We start from the raw sequence: 16,131 nt of genomic DNA on the forward strand, positions 1-16,131 counted from the left end.
GCGTGGCCCGTGACGGATCAAGCGGTGCAGCCCGCGGGGAGAGCCGGAAACGCAGGGAGCACCGGGAGCGCGGGGCACACAGGGGAGTCCGGGAGCAGCGGCGGCACCGACGGCACCGGCACATCCGGCACCTCCCGTTCGTCCGGCACCGCCCGGATCCCCGCGCCCGGCGGTCACTTCACCGGCCGCGAGAGGGAACTCGCCGAGATGCGGGCCGACATGGAGAAGGCCGGTCTGCACACGCTCTCCGGACGTCCCTCGCCGCACAGCCGGGTGCTCCTCGTCGCCGGCAGGCCCGGGTCCGGACGCACGGCGCTGGCCGAGGCGTTCGCACACCAGGCGGCCGACCGGTACGGCGACGGCCTCCTGCGGGCACGGCTCACTGAGCCCGGCGGCACACCCGTACCCACCGAGCGCACCGCGCGCGATCTGCTCGCGGCCCTCGGCCCCGACCCGGTCCCCGCCGGCGCCGACGAGGACGAACTCACCGAGACCCTCCGTGCCGAGCTGGGACGGCGCCGGGTGCTGCTGCTCCTGGACGACGTGACCCTGCCCGAGCAGGTGCTCGACCTGCTGCCGGATACCCGGGACTGCCTCGTCGTCGCCGTCTCCGCCGGGCCGCTGACCGGAGTGCCGGACGTTCGGCCCTGCACCGTCGGAGGACTCGGGCGCGACGCCGCCGTGTCGCTGCTCGCCGCGCGTGCCGGCGCCCCGCACCGTACGACCGTCGACCCGCGCAGTGCCGAACTCGTCGCCGACGCCTGCGGATATCTGCCCGCCGCCCTGGTGCTGGCTGGCGGATGGCTCGCCGCGCGCCCGAAGCTCTCCGTGGCCGACGCCGCCAAGCGGCTCGGCGAACTGCCGGAGACCGACCCGCTGGAGCGCGCCTTCCATCTGGTCGCCCGTTCCCTGACGAAGCCGCCCGCCCGCGTGCTGCGGATGCTCGCCCTCGCCCCGGAAGGCCTCGTCGACGCACACACCGCCTCGTCGCTGGCCGGCTGTTCGGTGGCCGCCGCCCGGCAGATCCTGGAGGAGTTCCTCCGGCTCGGGCTGCTGCGCACCAGCAGCCACACCCCCGGCTGTTACGCCGTGCCGCGCTGCCTGGACCCGCTGCTGCGCGCCGAACTCGCCGAGCACGAGGGACCAGAGGAGACGGTGCTCGCGCGTGCGCGGATGCTGGAGCGGACCGTACGGCAGCTGAGGGCGTGCCACGCGGTCACCGAGCCGGAGGGCTCCGAGGCCCGCAAGCGGCTGGCGTTCCTGCCGCGTACGGTCCGCTTCGGCACGCGCCGAGAGGCCCGCGAGTGGCTGGAGGCCCGGCGTCCCGCGATACTCGCCGCCGCCCGGCTCGCCGTCGCAGAGGGCGGCGGCAGGCTCGACGGTCTCGCGCGGCGCCTGATCTCCGCGCTGGCCCGCGCCTTCGACGCGCACCGCTCGCCCGAGGAGGCCGCCCCGGAGCTGTACCGGCTGCACGAACTCGTTCTGGACGTCGCCGAACGCGCCGCCCTGCAGCGGGAGCGCGCCGCGGCGCTGCTCAACCTCGGCGACCTGGACGCTCGTACGGGCAGGCACGCGCGGGCTCTCACGCGCTACCGGGCCGCCCTGGACGCCGCCCGTGAGGGGGAGGGGAGCGCGCGGGAGCGCACCGCCCGCGAGGGGAGCGCCGCCCGGGAGGGAAGCAGGGGGAGCGACGGGGGCACCGGCCGGGACGCACGCGTCACGCAGGACCACCCGGCCGCCGCCCGGGCCCTGGAATCCATCGGATCCACGTACGAGGACATGGGCGACCTGGAACGCGCCGCCGACTGGTACGGCCGTGCCCTCGCCCACCACCAGACCCGGGACGACCGTGCGGCGGCGGCCCGGCTGCACGGTCGGCTGGGCGCCGTGCACACCGGCGCTGGGTGCTTCGGCGACGCGCTGCGCGAGTGGCGCGCGGCGGCGGCGAACTTCCGCAGGCTGGGCGACTCGGGGGCGCATGCCCGTGCGCTGGCCGAGATCGCGAGGGTGCACGAGCGGTCCGGGCGTCCCCAGGAGGCGGTGCGCGTGTGCGGGCAGGCCCTCCAGGCCGCGCAGGCGGCGGAGGACGAGCGGCTGCGGGCTGCGCTGCTGCTCAGGCTGGCCGACGCCTGCGACCGGACGGGCGACGTACGGGCAGGCAGAAGGCACCGGCAGGCCGCCGAGGAGCTGCTGAACTCGCACAACCTGACGGACCATGTGGAGTAGGCCTAAGAAATCATCAGCCAAGGCAGAAAAAATTGCTTGTTTGTAAGGCTGGACAGCGCGCGATCCTTCATTAGACTGGCTGAGCCGTGGCCGTCCAGGCGACAACCGGCATATATCTCCCATGTACCTCATGGGCTGCCGTATCGGGATGTGCGCCACGGATGCCTCCCGCGCCCACAGGTGCGGGCGCTTCCGAAACAACCCGAAGTCAAGGACCGTGATCGACGTGAAGGTCGGCATCCCCCGCGAGGTCAAGAACAACGAGTTCCGCGTGGCCATCACCCCGGCCGGGGCGCACGAACTCGTACGCAACGGGCACCAGGTCATCCTGGAGCGCGGAGCCGGAGTCGGCTCCTCCATCCCGGACGAGGAGTACGTCGCAGCCGGAGCCACCATCCTCGGCTCCGCCGACGAGGTCTGGGGCACAGCCGACATGCTGCTGAAGGTGAAGGAGCCGGTCGCCGAGGAGTACGGGCGGCTGCGCAAGGACCAGACCCTCTTCACCTATCTCCATCTCGCCGCGTCCAAGGAGTGCACCGACGCGCTCCTGGAGTCGGGCACGACGGCCATCGCCTACGAGACGGTCGAGACCGGCAGCCGCAGCCTGCCGTTGCTCGCCCCGATGTCCGAGGTCGCCGGCCGGATCGCTCCCCAGGTCGGTGCGTACCACCTGATGCGCTCCGCCGGCGGGCGCGGTGTGCTGCCGGGCGGTGTGCCGGGTGTGCAGGCGGGGCGCGCCGTCGTCATCGGCGGTGGCGTCTCCGGCTGGAACGCCACGCAGATCGCCATCGGTCTCGGCTTCCACGTCACGCTGCTCGACAAGGACGTCAACAAGCTCCGCGAGGCGGACAAGATCTTCGGCACCAAGGTGCGCACAGTCGCCTCCAACGCATACGAGCTGGAGCGTGCGGTACTGGAGGCGGACCTGGTCGTCGGCGCCGTGCTGATCCCCGGTGCGAAGGCGCCGAAGCTGGTGAGCAACGAGCTGGTCTCCCGCATGAAGCCGGGAAGTGTTCTTGTCGACATCGCCATCGACCAGGGCGGCTGCTTCGAGGACGCACGCCCCACGACGCACGCCGAACCGACCTTCCAGGTCCACGAGTCGGTCTTCTACTGCGTCGCCAACATGCCCGGCGCCGTGCCGAGCACGTCGACGTACGCCCTGACCAACGCCACGCTTCCCTACATCGTGGAACTGGCCGACTGCGGCTGGCGGAACGCCCTTCGGCGGGACGCGACCCTCGCGAAGGGGCTCAACGTCCACGACGGAGAGGTCTTCTACGGACCCGTCGCCGCGGCGCACGGCCTCGGCAGCCGCGAACTCGGCACGCTGCTGGGCTGATTCGGCACGTCAACCGCGCAAGTCAATGCCGCTGAACTGCCGCTGAAGGCATGTCACGGGATGTCACCGGCCCTGCGTCCGCCGCCGCGGCGCGGGGCCGGTGACGCGGTTCAGGGGACGGTTCCAGGACGCTTTCCGGGTGGTCACAGAGGCTCAACCACGGGGCCACAGCGCCGTGTTCACGCGTCTCCCGGCCGCCTCGCGGTGCTGCCCGCAGGGGTGCCGTGACCCACATTGCCCCTTGACAGCGGAGTGTTCGCGCCTCGACACATCGTGCCGTCTCCGGTGGATTGTGTTGCTGAGGACGGCCGACACGCCATAGAGTCGCCAATCGTCGGCATGGTGTCACGCTGACCTGTCTAGAAGTTTCCTGGTCACCAAGGAGGTAGGACGACTTGTGAATGAGTCGACATTTTCTCCCGGGGGTGGTCAACCAGGAGCACCTGTGCGGGGCCAGGAATCCTCGGGGTCCGAGGATGTCGGCTCCGTCGCTGTCCGCACCTTCGCCACCCGCCAGAACGCATCACCGACCACGACAGCCCAACAGAGCATGGACGGCCGCCAAGTGAACGCCATGGCCGGCAACTCCGCGGGCGACGAGTCCGCCGAGCTCGCCGACTACAGTGACCAGCACCGCGTCCCCTACGGCGAGCTGCCCGAAGGGCACTTCTACGACCCGGATGCGGATTACGAACCCGACCCCGAGTACGCGGCCACCCTCGCGCCCGACGCCGCACGGCAGCGCCGCGAGCGGATCGGCCCGACCGGGCGTCCGCTCCCGTACTTCCCGATTCCCGGACCGGTCAGCGAACCGGGCCCGGCGAAGATCATCGCGATGTGCAACCAGAAGGGCGGCGTCGGCAAGACGACCTCCGCCATCAACCTGGGCGCGGCGCTCGCGGAGTACGGACGGCGCGTGCTGCTCGTCGACTTCGACCCGCAGGGCGCGCTGTCGGTGGGCCTGGGTGTGAATCCGATGGAGCTCGAACTCACGGTCTACAACCTCCTGATGGAGCGCGGCCTCGCGCCGGACGAGGTGCTCCTGAAGACCGCTGTGGCGGGAATGGACCTGCTGCCGAGCAACATCGACCTGTCGGCGGCCGAAGTCCAGCTGGTGAGCGAGGTCGCGCGCGAGTCGACGCTGCAGCGCGCGCTCCAACCCCTCATGAGTGACTACGACTTCATCGTCATCGACTGCCAGCCCTCGCTCGGGCTGCTCACCGTGAATGCGCTCACAGCCGCGCACAAGGTGATCGTGCCGCTGGAATGCGAGTTCTTCGCGCTGCGCGGCGTCGCCCTGCTCACCGAGACGATCGAGAAGGTCCAGGAGCGGCTCAACCCGGAACTGGAGCTCGACGGCATCCTGGCGACGATGTACGACTCGCGCACGGTGCACAGCCGCGAGGTTCTGGCACGTGTCGTCGAGGCGTTCGACGACAACGTCTACCACACGGTCATCGGCCGCACCGTCCGCTTCCCGGAGACGACCGTCGCGGGTGAGCCGATCACGACGTACGCCTCCAACTCCGTCGGCGCCGCCGCCTATCGCCAGCTCGCCAGGGAGGTGCTCGCCCGGTGCCACGCCGAGTGAGTCTTCCTGCTGCTGACGAACTGTTCCGTACGACCGGGGGCTCAGCGGTTCAGCCGTCGTCCCCCGCGAACCAGAACCACGCCAACGGTGAGGAGCCTTCGGGCAAGAGCGCACCCTCCACGACCCGGGTTCCGGCACCGGCCGGCGAACGGGACTCCACCGGTGAGGCGGATGACGCCGCTGACGGTTCCGCCGCCGACGTTTCCGCCGGTGACGGTGACGCCCCGGTGCGCGGCGACGACGGCCGAGACAGCGAGCACACCGCCGCGGGCGAGGGCGACGAGTCCGCCGCTGACGGCGGTGCGGCTCCACGCGGTGGCACCGGCACGGGAAGCGGCAGTGAGCACACGGGCCGCGAGGGCGGCGACGGATCGGACCAGAAGACCGCACAGCGCCGTACGGTGCCCGGTCAGGGTGCGCCGCAGAGCGGCGCCGGCGGTGCGGGCGGCAGCAGTCGGACAGGCTCCGGAAGCGCGGAGATCCCGTCCCGCCAGACCGGGCCGGGACAGCCCGTACAGGCGGGGCAGGCATCCGGTCCGGCGGCGAAGTCCCCGCAGCAGCCGAAGAGTTCGCGAACGTCCGAGCCCAGGGGCCGTCAGCAGGCGGGCGGTTCGGCACGCAGGGGGACGCGCGGCGCCAACCGCCGCCCCAGCGGACGCGAACGGCACGACGAGAAGATCACCGTCTACGTCTCCGCGGAAGAGCTGATGGACCTGGAGCACGCGCGGCTGGTGCTGCGCGGTGAACACGGCCTGGCTGTCGACCGCGGCCGCATCGTCCGCGAGGCCGTCGCCGTCGTCCTGGCCGACCTGGAGTCCCGGGGCGACGCCAGCATCCTCGTACGGCGGCTGCGGGGGCGCTGAAGCCTCCAGTGCGCCACCACATCCGAAAGCGCGGGCACATGAGTGAGCCGGAACGCCCTGACCGGCTCCTCCCCAGTACGCTGCCCCGCGATGCCCAGTCCTGACGACCACGCCGACACGACACCCCGCACCGCCCGCCGCAGCCTCGGACGGGGGCCGGGTACGTCGCCGCCTTCCGGCGTGGCGGACCCCGGCGGGGAGCAGGCCGCGCCCTCCGTGCCGGGCCTGGCGCCAGGGGCCGTACCGGAGCCGGAGGGCCCGCCCGAGCCGGAACCGGCGCATGAGCCGGAGTTGCGGCCCGTGCCGGCGCCCGGACCCGAGCCGGCGCCCGGACCCGAGCCGGAGCCGGAACCCGAGCCGGAGCCAGGGCCCGAGCCCGAGCCAGGGCCCGAACACCCGTCTGTCGCGGACGGCGCCGGCGACGGGCGTCCGTCACCGGAGGAACAGCCGGCCGAAGAGCAGCCCGACGACGGGCGGTTCAAGGTCGTCCTGGACAACTTCGAAGGCCCCTTCGACCTCCTCCTGCAGCTGATCTCCAAGCACAAGCTGGATGTCACGGAGGTCGCGCTCTCGAAGGTCACCGACGAGTTCATGACTTACATCCACGCCATGGGCCCCGACTGGGATCTCGACCAGACCACCGAATTCCTCGTCGTCGCCTCGACGTTGCTCGACCTGAAGGCCGCACGGCTGCTGCCCGCGGCCGAGGTCGAGGACGAGGCGGACCTCGCGCTGCTGGAGGCCCGCGACCTGCTCTTCGCGCGCCTGCTGCAGTACCGGGCGTACAAGGAGATCGCCGGGATCTTCGCCGGGCGCATGGCGCAGGAGGCGCACCGCCATCCCCGTACGGTCGGTCTCGAACCCCACCACGCCGAGCTGCTGCCCGAAGTGGCCATCAGCATCGGCCCGGAGGGCTTCGCCCGGCTCGCGGTGAAGGCGATGCGGCCGAAGCCGAAGCCGCAGGTCTACGTCGAGCACATCCACGCACCGCTGGTGAGCGTGCGCGAACAGGCCGAGGTGGTGGTGGCCAGGCTGCGGGAGCTCGGCGAGGTCAGCTTCCAGCAGCTCACCCAGGACGCTCCGGACACCCTGACCGTCGTCGCGCGTTTCCTCGCGCTCCTGGAGCTCTACCGGGAGCGGGCGATCGACCTCGAACAGGACGAGGCGCTGGGGTCGCTGATGGTCAGGTGGAGCGGCGAGGACGGCAAGGAGCCCTTGGTCACGGACGAGTTCGACCAGGAGCCCGGGCAGCAGGACGAGGAGCCGGAGTCCCGGCAGGAGCCCGAGGCCCAAGAGGAGATGCAGGCATGAGCGAGGAGACGTACGAGGTCCAGGAGGCGGCGGCGGACGCCGCGGACGGGCCGGTGCGCGAAGCGGCGGCAGCCGGAGGCGTCGCAGCTCCGGGCGCAGCCGCCGACGACGGCCGCACCGCCGCCGGTCCCGAAGCACCCGAGGACCACGAGCCCGGCACCGAGCCCAGTGCCGAGCCCGGCACCGACCCGGGCACCGACCCGGCCACCGACCCGGAGGGCGTCGCCGCGCTGGAGTTGAAGCCCGCCCTGGAGGCCGTGCTCATGGTCGTCGACGAGCCCGCCACCGAGGAGCACCTGGCGAAGGTTCTGCAGAGGCGGCGCCGCGACATCTCCGACGCCCTGCGCGAACTGGCCGACGAGTACGACCGGCAGCAGCGGGGCTTCGAACTGCGTCTCGTCGCCGAGGGCTGGCGCTTCTACACACGGGCCGAGTATTCGGAGGCCGTCGAGAGCTTTGTGCTCGACGGGCAGCAGGCACGGCTGACGCAGGCCGCGCTGGAGACGCTCGCCGTGGTCGCCTACCGCCAGCCCGTGAGCCGTTCACGCGTCTCCGCCGTACGAGGAGTCAACTGCGACGGCGTGATGCGTACGCTCCTGCAGCGGGGGCTGGTCCAGGAGGCGGGCGCGGAACCCGAGACAGGTGCGATCCTGTACACGACGACGCATTACTTCCTGGAGCGGCTGGGCCTGCGCGGCCTGGACGAGCTTCCGGAGCTGGCGCCCTTCCTTCCCGAGGCGGACGCCGTCGAGGGGGATTCACCGGAAGGCATGCCGTCGTTCGACGTAGATGACAGCGGCGACGAAGTCCACGACAGAACGCAGACGGAACACTGATGCGAAGCAGCGGCAACACCGGCGGGAACCGTAAGAACAGGGGCGTGGGCGGCGGGCAGTCCCCCCGCGCGGCCGGAGGGGGCGCAGGCAGGCCGAAACGGGCCGAGCGCCCGCGCCCGGAGGAACGCCGCTACGGCAAGGACGGGGAGCGCCCCACGAGCGGCGGCGGCAAGCCGGGCGCACGCGGCGGCGGACGCACCGGGGACTCCCCGCAGGGCGCGTCCAGGGGCGGCCCGAAGGCGGCGGGGAAGAAGCCGTCCGCGGCCGGGCCGGGCAGCGGACGCAAGGGTGCCGGCACGGAAGCCGGTCCGAAGAGCGGATCCAAGGGCGGTCCGAAGGGCGCCCCCAGGACTCCCGCGGCGCGCGGCGCGGCTGCGAGGAGCGTCGCGGCGAAGAACGCGGCGAAGAGCGGCCCCCGCAAGGTCACCGGCAGCGGAGCCCCCAAGGCCCGCGCCCGTAACGCCTCCGCGCCCTCGCGCCCCCGCGAGTACGAGGCGCAGATCGAGGAGCGCAACCGCGCCCGGCACACCAAGCCCGCCCGGAGTCTGCCGAAGACCTTCGGCGATCAGGAGGGCGAGCGGCTGCAGAAGGTGCTGGCCCGCGCGGGCATGGGCTCGCGTCGCGCATGCGAGGAGCTGATCGAGCGGGCGAGGGTCGAGGTCAACGGCAGCATCGTCGTCGAGCAGGGCGTCCGCGTCGACCCGGACAAGGACGAGATCAAGGTCGACGGGCTGACGATCGCCTCCCAGTCGCATGTCTTCTTCGCGCTCAACAAGCCCGCGGGCGTCGTCGCGTCGATGGAGGACCCGGAAGGCCGCCAGTGTCTCGGCGACTACGTGCAGAACCGGGAGACCCGCCTCTTCCACGTCGGCCGTCTCGACACCGAGACCGAGGGCCTCATACTCCTCACCAACCACGGCGAGCTGGCGCACCGCCTCACCCACCCGCGCTACGGCGTGAAGAAGACGTATCTCGCAGCGATCCAGGGCCCGCTGCCGCGTGACCTCGGCAAGCGTCTGAAGGACGGCATCCGCCTGGACGACGGCCACGCCCGCGCAGACCACTTCCGGGTCGTGGAGAACATCGGCAAGAACTACCTCGTGGAGGTCACCCTGCACGAGGGCCGCAAGCACATCGTCCGCCGCATGCTCGCGGAGGCGGGCTTCCCCGTCGAACGGCTGGTCCGTACGCGCTTCGGGCCCATCGCGCTGGGCGACCAGAAGTCGGGCTGGCTGCGCCGCATGACGAACACCGAGGTCGGCATGCTGATGAACGAGGTCGGTCTCTAGAGGCCGGTCTCCAGGGGGTGGCCGGTCGCACCGGGACGCCGGCGCCCACGGGTGCCGGCGTCTTCGCGTGCGGGCCGTCTCAGTGTGCGGTCGGTCCGGACGTGCGTTTCCCCTGGCGATCTACGCTGTCAGCGGCCGGCGGCAGCCGGGCATGCGGCAGACGACAGCGGACACCAAGCACGGCACGGCGCAGCAGGGCAGCACGGCAGCAGGGAGCGGGGCAGGAGTGGCGGTACGAGCGGTACGGGGAGCCGTCCAGCTGGAGCGGGACGAATCCGGCCACATGCACGAGCAGGTCTCGGCGCTGATGACCAGCGTGCTGGAGCGCAACGGCCTCGACGCGGACGACCTCATAAGCGTCTGGTTCACGGCCACCCCCGACCTGCACAGCGACTTCCCCGCGGCCGGCGCACGTAAGCTCGGCATCGTGGACGTTCCGCTGATCTGCGCGCAGGAACTGGACGTCGCCGGCGCCATGCCGCGCGTGGTGCGGGTACTGGCGCACGTCGAGTCGGATGTTCCGAAGTCGCAGATCAACCACGTCTACCTCGGGGCAGCAGCGGCACTTCGCAAGGACATTGCCCAGTAAGGACATCGCCCGGTAATGCGTACAGCTCTCGTCGTCGGCACGGGTCTCATCGGCACCTCAGCGGCGCTCGCCCTGACCGCGCGCGGCGTGCGGGTGCACCTCAGCGACATCGACCCGGAGCGCGTCCGTACGGCGGCGGCGCTCGGGGCCGGCACGGCCGGTGAGCCGGAAGCCGCCGTCGACCTCGCGATCGTGGCCGTACCGCCGACGCACGTGGCCCGCGTGATCGCGGACGTGCAGCGCCGCGGCATCGCCCGCGCGTGCATCGACGTGGCCAGCGTCAAGGGCGGCCCCCGGCGCGAGCTGCTCGAAGCGGGCGGCGACCTCGTCGGCTACCTCGGCAGCCACCCCATGTCCGGCCGCGAGCAGAACGGGCCGCTGGCCGCCACCGCCGACCTCTTCGAGGGACGGCCGTGGGTGCTCACGCCGACCGCCGAGACCGACACCGAGGTGCTCAACCTCGCGCTGGAACTGATCGCGCTGTGCGGCGCCGTCCCCGTCGTGATGGACGCCGACGCGCACGACCGGGCGGTCGCACTCGTCTCGCACACCCCGCAGCTGCTCTCCAGCATGATCGCGGCCCGTCTGGAGGCCGCGGACGAGACAGCCGTACGCCTGTGCGGACAGGGCATCCGCGACGTCACCCGCATCGCCGCCTCCGACCCCGCGATGTGGGTGGAGATCCTCACCGCGAACCCGGGGCCCGTCGCGGACATCCTCGCCGACGTGGCGAGCGACCTTGACGAGGCCGTACGGGCTCTTCGCGCGCTCGGCTCCGCCGACGAGGAGAAGCGGGGCGGCGGCGTCGCGGGCATCGAGAGCGTGCTGCGCCGGGGCAACTCGGGCCGGGCGAGGGTCCCGGGCAAGCACGGCCAGGCACCGGCCGCGTACCGGACCGTGGCGGTCCTCATCAGCGACCGGCCGGGGGAGCTGGCCCGCATCTTCGCGGACGCCGGGGCCGCAGGCGTCAACATCGAGGACGTACGCATCGAGCACGCGACGGGGCAGCAGGCCGGCCATGTGCAGCTGATGGTCGAGCCCGGCGCGGCGGCGGCGCTCGAGGCGGCGCTGCGCGACCGTGGCTGGTCACTCCGGCAGCAGTGAGCGCATCGGGCCGCACGGGCACCGCACCCGCACCGAACACCGGCACGCACCGGCACAGGAAGGGCCGCGGCTTGCCGTGCCGCCGGGGCGCACAAGCCGTGCCCCGCGGCCCTTCTGCCCAGGTCGTGCCGGGGCCGTCCGATGCCGTCGTGCGACGGCGGCGAACCCCGTCGGGCCCGTGTCAGGGACGCGGGGATACACCCCCATCCGAGCCGGTAGCCTTGTTCCCGCGGCCGGTACGGCCGGCGCCGTCCCTGCCCGTGTTCGAGAAAGGTCCCCCACAGCGTGTCTGCAGTGATTGTCGCCATCGACGGCCCCTCCGGCACGGGCAAGTCCAGCACCTCCAAGGCCGTCGCGGCTGAGCTCGGCCTCAGCTATCTGGACACGGGCGCGCAGTACAGGGCGATCACCTGGTGGATGCTGACGAACGGCGTTCCCGTGGACGACGCCGCGGCCGTCGCCGCCGCCGCGGCCAAGCCCGTCATCGACTCCGGCACCGACCCGGCAGCCCCCGCCATCGCAGTCGACGGTGCGGACGCGTCCGGCCCCATCCGCACCCAGGAGGTCACCGCGGCGGTCAGCAAGGTCAGCGCCGTCCCCGAGGTGCGGACCCGGATCACGGCGCTGCAGCGTTCCATCGCGGCAGGGGCGGTCGGCGGCATCGTCGTCGAGGGCCGGGACATCGGCACGACCGTCCTCCCCGACGCCGACCTCAAGATCTTCCTCACCGCCTCTCCCGAGGCCCGTGCCTCCCGCCGCAGCGGGGAGCTGAAGGGCAAGGACGCCGCGGATCTCTCGGCCACCCGCGAGGCCCTGGACAAGCGGGACGCCGCCGACAGCGGCCGCAAGACGTCCCCGCTGAAGAAGGCCGACGACGCCGTCGAGGTCGACACCACCCAGCTCACGCTGGAGCAGGTCGTCGAGTGCGTCGTCACGCTCGTCGGGAAGGCCGCCGCCGCGAAGGCCGACGAGAAGGCGGGGCAGATCTCCAAGTGACATCGACCGGCTCCGCGCCCGGTCCGCGAGGTGCGGCGGCCGGCCGCCGGATCGGCCTGGGTGTGATGCACGGCCTGTGGCGTCCGCGCGTACTGGGCGCCTGGCGCGTACCGCCGAGCGGGCCCGCGATCCTCGCCGTCAACCATTCGCACTTCGTCGACGGCCCGATGCTGATGGGGACCTCTCCGCGTCCCGTGCACTTCCTCATCAAGCAGGAGGCGTTCATCGGCCCTCTCGGCCCGTTCCTCCGCGGCATCGGACAGATCGCGGTCGACCGCGGCAGCACGGACAGGGCCGCGGTCGTCGGCACCCTGGGTGTGCTGGAGCGGGGAGGCGTGATGGGCATCTTCCCCGAAGGCACCCGCGGCGAGGGCGACTTCGCCTCGCTGCGTTCGGGGCTGGCCTACTTCGCCGTACGCTCGGGGGCACCGGTCGTTCCGGTCGCCGTGCTGGGCAGCAACGACCGGCCGGGCCGCCTCGTGCGGGCTCTCCCGGCGGTGCGCAGCCGTATCGACGTCGTCTTCGGCGACCCGTTCGAGGCGGGCGACGGCAGCGGTCGCCGTACGCGTTCGGCGCTGGACGAGGCGACCGTACGCATCCAGCGGCACCTCACGGACCATCTGGCCGACGCACGGCGGCAGACGGGACGCTGAGAGCGGCCGGCTTCCGGCACCGGGCATCCGGCACCCGCCGGCCGTGTCCCGGCAGACTTGCAGTAGCCGCCGTGCGGAGCATCCGCAGGGCGGCGGACCACCTGATCATGAACGACGAGGACGAGACCGCATGGACGAGAAGGAACAGCACGGCGTGTACGAGCCCGGGCACGACCACGGTGAGCTCGGCGACGCCGAGTTCGACCGGTTCATGGAGCTCGCCGCCGAAGAGGGGTTCGACGCCGAGGAGGTGGAGGGCGCACTGGAGGAGGCCTCGCAGGGCCCGCTGCCCGTGCTGGCCGTCGTCGGGCGCCCCAATGTCGGCAAGTCGACGCTGGTGAACCGGATCCTCGGGCGGCGTGAGGCCGTCGTCGAGGACCGTCCCGGCGTGACCCGCGACCGCGTGACCTACGAAGGGGAGTGGGCCGGCCGTCGCTTCAAGCTCGTGGACACCGGCGGCTGGGAGCAGGACGTGCTCGGCATGGAGGCCACCGTCGCGGCCCAGGCGGAGTTCGCCGTCGAGGCGGCGGACGCGGTGGTGCTGGTCGTGGACGCCCAGGTCGGTGCCACGGACACGGACGAGGCGGTCGTACGCATGCTGCGCAAGGCCGGGAAGCCCGTCGTGCTGTGCGCCAACAAGGTCGACGGCCCGAACGGGGAGGCCGACGCGACCTATCTGTGGGCGCTCGGGCTCGGCGAGCCGCACCCCGTCTCGGCGCTGCACGGACGTGGCACCGGCGACCTGCTCGACGTCGTGCTGGAGGCGCTGCCCGATGCGCCGGAGCAGACCTTCGGCAGGGGCGGTGTCGGCGGACCGAGGCGCATCGCGCTCATCGGCCGTCCGAACGTCGGCAAGTCCTCGCTGCTGAACAAGGTCGCCAAGGAGGAGCGCGTCGTCGTCGACGAGATCGCCGGCACCACCCGCGACCCGGTGGACGAACTGATCGAACTGGCCGGAAAGAGCTGGATGTTCGTCGACACGGCCGGCATCCGCCGTCGCGTGCACCTGCAGGAGGGTGCCGACTACTACGCGTCGCTGCGCACCGCTGCCGCGCTGGAGAAGGCCGAGGTCGCGGTCGTACTGATCGATGTGACCGAGCCGATCAGCGTTCAGGACCTGCGCATCATCACCATGGCGGTGGAGGCCGGACGGGCGCTCGTCCTCGCCTACAACAAGTGGGACAACCTGGACGAGGAGCGCCGCTTCTATCTGGAGCGGGAGATCGAACGCGACCTGGTCCAGGTCCGCTGGGCGCCTCGCGTGAACATCTCCGCCCGCACTGGGCGCCACATGGAGAAGCTGGTGCCCGCCATCGAGACGGCCCTGGAGGGCTGGGAGACGCGGGTGCCGACGGGGAAGCTGAACTCGTTCCTCGGTGAGATCGTCGCCTCGCACCCCCACCCCGTACGGGGCGGCAAGCAGCCCCGCATCCTCTTCGGGACGCAGGCGGGCACCCGTCCGCCGCGGTTCGTGCTCTTCGCCTCGGGCTTTCTGGAGGCGGGCTACAGGCGGTTCGTGGAGCGGCGTCTGCGCGAGGAGTTCGGGTTCGACGGGACGCCGGTCCACATGTCGGTGCGGGTGCGGGAGAAGCGCGGCAGGAAGAAGTAGCCGGACTGGGGACCAGTGAGGGCTCCGGCCCCGGAGCGGACGCCGGGACTGACCGGCCGACCCGGCGGCCGGTCAACCGGGCGGCCGGTCAGTAAGTCTGGCCGTCGCGCGGGCCGGGCGGCAGCGCCGCCGGTACGCGGTGTGCGTGCCGCGGCAGCGACTCCCTCGGCCATTCGCTGCTGTGCCAGCCGTCGCCGCCCCAGCTGCCGGTGCCGGTGCCGTGCACCGTGCCGAAGCCCTCGAAGCGCAGCTCCTCCTCGCCGGTGCGGTCGCCGGGAAGCGTACGGAAGAGCCTGCTGTACTCCGCGTACAGAGCGTCGTAGATGGGTGTGGAGGAGGCGTTGTCCGCGGGGCCGTCATGGCTCGGCCGCATGGCCGGGATGCCCAGGCCGGGGCCTCTGCCGTGGTCGCGGTAGGGACGGGGAGCTCGGGAAGGTTCGTAAGGCTGCACGTCTGGGCCAACGACGGCGCCGCCCCGCGGATGCGGGGCGGCGCGTCGAATGACCTGTTCGCAGGGGTGCGCCGTGGACCGTGCGTGCGAATCCGTACGCACCGGACCCGTGGCGCCGGCTGCGCCTTCAGGCCCCGGCGAGCGGCATGGCGGCGCCCACGAGAACGCCCTGGGCGGCTGCCTGCACCAGCGCCTCGCGCAGCAGGTCCTCACGGGGCTGCTGCCCGATGGAGCCGACGGGAGCGGCGTAGACGAGCACCGTGTTGCTCTGGTTCGCGGAGTTGCGCCATCCGTCCGTGACGGGCAGTGCCTGGTGCGCCTGCCACCAGATGTTCTGCTGGACGCTGCTGCCGGTGGGCGGCTGCAGGATCGCGTGCAGCTGGCCCATGGCGACGAGCACCGACCACCCCGGCACGGGCGCCGGGGCCTGGGTGAGGCCGGTGACGGGGAGGAAGCCCTGCTCGACGAGGAGGGGCAGGAAGTCGTCGCCCTGGCCGTCCGAGCCGGGGCGGGCGATGCGCGCCGTCGGTTCCACGACGACGGCCGCGTACACCGTGTCTTCGATCAGTACCTGCCCGCATGTGACGCCGAGCACCGCCCGCTCCGGCGCCGGCTGCTGCGCCGCCGCGGGCGGCTGGGCCGGGCCGGGGACGGGAGCCTGGGCGTACTCGGGGGTGTATTCGGGGGCGTAGGAGGGTGTGTGCGCCGGCGTGTGTACGGCTGCCGGGGCCATCGCACCGCCCTGGCCGACAGGACCGCCGGGACCGCCCGGGCCGGTGACGGGAGCCGGGCCGGCCGGGGGCGCGGCGGTACCACCGGGGGCTGCGGACGGTGCCACCGGAGGTGCGTGCCCGGGGACGGCTGTGTGCGCTGGTCCGGAGCTGCCCGGGGGTGCGGCCTGGGAGGCGGCCGCGGCGTCGGCGGTGATCGTGCGGACGGCACCCTGTACCTCCTCCTCGGTGACCTTGACCACCTGGGAGGGGATGCACGTGGCGTGTGCGAAGGCGAGCACGGCCGTCTCGTCGCCCACGAACAGGACGGTGCTGGTGCGGACTTGGCCCGTGTCGCCCGGAGCGCGGCACGAGGTGCAGTCGTAGCTGCCCGGGGCGTTGTCGCCCGCGAGCAGCCGGTTGGCTTCATCATCGCCGATCTCGGCGCGTACGTCGTCGCTGACATCGAGCATGGGGGACACGGGGGCTCCCTGGGCGTTCGGTTCTTGTCCGTATGAACAACGGGGGAGCCGTGGTCCCGGTCACGCGTGAGCTGGTGCG

General features: G+C 72.3%; 14 protein-coding genes. 12 read left to right on the plus strand and 2 right to left on the minus strand.

Features of this window, described 5'->3' with window-relative positions:
- Positions 1-156 precede the first annotated feature (156 nt).
- The 12 genes from ACSMXX_RS26890 (at position 157) to der (ending at position 14,409) form a co-directional block, all read left to right on the plus strand.
- Positions 157-2,226 (plus strand): AAA family ATPase, encoded by a 2,070-nt coding sequence (locus ACSMXX_RS26890; protein ID WP_473184992.1) that lies wholly within the window; start codon positions 157-159, stop codon positions 2,224-2,226.
- Positions 2,227-2,452: 226 nt separating this feature from the next.
- The gene (ald, locus tag ACSMXX_RS26895) at positions 2,453-3,568 is read left to right on the plus strand and encodes an alanine dehydrogenase (protein ID WP_473184993.1); all 1,116 of its coding nucleotides are present in this window, start codon (positions 2,453-2,455) and stop codon (positions 3,566-3,568) included.
- Between the two features lie 397 nt (positions 3,569-3,965).
- The gene (locus ACSMXX_RS26900; protein WP_473181257.1) at positions 3,966-5,159 is read left to right on the plus strand and encodes a ParA family protein; all 1,194 of its coding nucleotides are present in this window, start codon (positions 3,966-3,968) and stop codon (positions 5,157-5,159) included.
- 227 nt (positions 5,160-5,386) lie between these two features.
- A complete protein-coding gene (locus ACSMXX_RS26905) occupies positions 5,387-6,022 on the plus strand; it encodes a hypothetical protein (RefSeq protein ID WP_473184994.1) in 636 nt (211 codons plus the stop codon).
- A gap of 90 nt (positions 6,023-6,112) precedes the next feature.
- Entirely contained in the window at positions 6,113-7,333 is a 1,221-nt protein-coding gene (locus ACSMXX_RS26910) for a segregation and condensation protein A (RefSeq protein WP_473181258.1), read from the plus strand.
- On the plus strand, positions 7,330-8,169 hold the full coding sequence (gene scpB, locus ACSMXX_RS26915) for an SMC-Scp complex subunit ScpB (RefSeq protein WP_473181259.1): 840 nt from the start codon (positions 7,330-7,332) through the stop codon (positions 8,167-8,169). Before ACSMXX_RS26910 ends, scpB begins: the two co-directional genes overlap by 4 nt.
- Positions 8,169-9,458: a pseudouridine synthase gene (locus tag ACSMXX_RS26920; RefSeq protein WP_473181260.1), complete on the plus strand. Its 1,290-nt coding sequence runs from the start codon at positions 8,169-8,171 to the stop codon at positions 9,456-9,458. The genes scpB and ACSMXX_RS26920 overlap by 1 nt, the downstream gene beginning before the upstream one ends.
- A gap of 226 nt (positions 9,459-9,684) precedes the next feature.
- A complete protein-coding gene (gene aroH, locus ACSMXX_RS26925; protein WP_473184995.1) occupies positions 9,685-10,047 on the plus strand; it encodes a chorismate mutase in 363 nt (120 codons plus the stop codon).
- A 15-nt stretch (positions 10,048-10,062) separates the two neighbouring features.
- Positions 10,063-11,151, plus strand: a complete 1,089-nt coding sequence (locus ACSMXX_RS26930) for a prephenate dehydrogenase (RefSeq protein ID WP_473181261.1) — start codon at positions 10,063-10,065, stop codon at positions 11,149-11,151.
- A gap of 285 nt (positions 11,152-11,436) precedes the next feature.
- A complete protein-coding gene (gene cmk, locus ACSMXX_RS26935) occupies positions 11,437-12,147 on the plus strand; it encodes a (d)CMP kinase (protein ID WP_473181262.1) in 711 nt (236 codons plus the stop codon).
- A 65-nt stretch (positions 12,148-12,212) separates the two neighbouring features.
- Positions 12,213-12,800 carry a lysophospholipid acyltransferase family protein gene (locus ACSMXX_RS26940; RefSeq protein WP_473184996.1) on the plus strand — a complete coding sequence of 196 codons (588 nt, stop codon included), beginning with the start codon at positions 12,213-12,215 and terminating at the stop codon, positions 12,798-12,800.
- A 130-nt stretch (positions 12,801-12,930) separates the two neighbouring features.
- Positions 12,931-14,409 (plus strand): ribosome biogenesis GTPase Der, encoded by a 1,479-nt coding sequence (gene der / locus ACSMXX_RS26945; protein WP_473181263.1) that lies wholly within the window; start codon positions 12,931-12,933, stop codon positions 14,407-14,409.
- A gap of 88 nt (positions 14,410-14,497) precedes the next feature.
- Here the strand turns inward: der and ACSMXX_RS26950 are convergent, their stop codons facing one another.
- The gene (locus tag ACSMXX_RS26950) at positions 14,498-14,782 is read right to left on the minus strand and encodes a hypothetical protein (protein ID WP_473181264.1); all 285 of its coding nucleotides are present in this window, start codon (positions 14,780-14,782) and stop codon (positions 14,498-14,500) included.
- Between the two features lie 205 nt (positions 14,783-14,987).
- Complete coding sequence (locus ACSMXX_RS26955; RefSeq protein WP_473184997.1) at positions 14,988-16,043, minus strand: hypothetical protein; 1,056 nt, start codon at positions 16,041-16,043, stop codon at positions 14,988-14,990.
- Between the last annotated feature and the right edge of the window lie 88 nt (positions 16,044-16,131).

This window comes from Streptomyces sp. DSM 116795 (assembly GCF_055792905.1).

What these genes read in the sequence shown, in the direction of transcription:
- der (WP_473181263.1), top strand. Translation starts at nt 12,931, where the DNA reads ATGGACGAGAAGGAACAGCACGGCGTGTACGAGCCCGGGCACGACCAC.
- ACSMXX_RS26940 (WP_473184996.1), top strand. Translation starts at nt 12,213, where the DNA reads ATGCACGGCCTGTGGCGTCCGCGCGTACTGGGCGCCTGGCGCGTACCG.
- ACSMXX_RS26920 (WP_473181260.1), top strand. Translation starts at nt 8,169, where the DNA reads ATGCGAAGCAGCGGCAACACCGGCGGGAACCGTAAGAACAGGGGCGTG.
- scpB (WP_473181259.1), top strand. Translation starts at nt 7,330, where the DNA reads ATGAGCGAGGAGACGTACGAGGTCCAGGAGGCGGCGGCGGACGCCGCG.
- ACSMXX_RS26910 (WP_473181258.1), top strand. Translation starts at nt 6,113, where the DNA reads ATGCCCAGTCCTGACGACCACGCCGACACGACACCCCGCACCGCCCGC.
- ACSMXX_RS26950 (WP_473181264.1), bottom strand. Translation starts at nt 14,782, where the DNA reads ATGCGGCCGAGCCATGACGGCCCCGCGGACAACGCCTCCTCCACACCC.
- ACSMXX_RS26955 (WP_473184997.1), bottom strand. Translation starts at nt 16,043, where the DNA reads ATGCTCGATGTCAGCGACGACGTACGCGCCGAGATCGGCGATGATGAA.
- ACSMXX_RS26930 (WP_473181261.1), top strand. Translation starts at nt 10,063, where the DNA reads ATGCGTACAGCTCTCGTCGTCGGCACGGGTCTCATCGGCACCTCAGCG.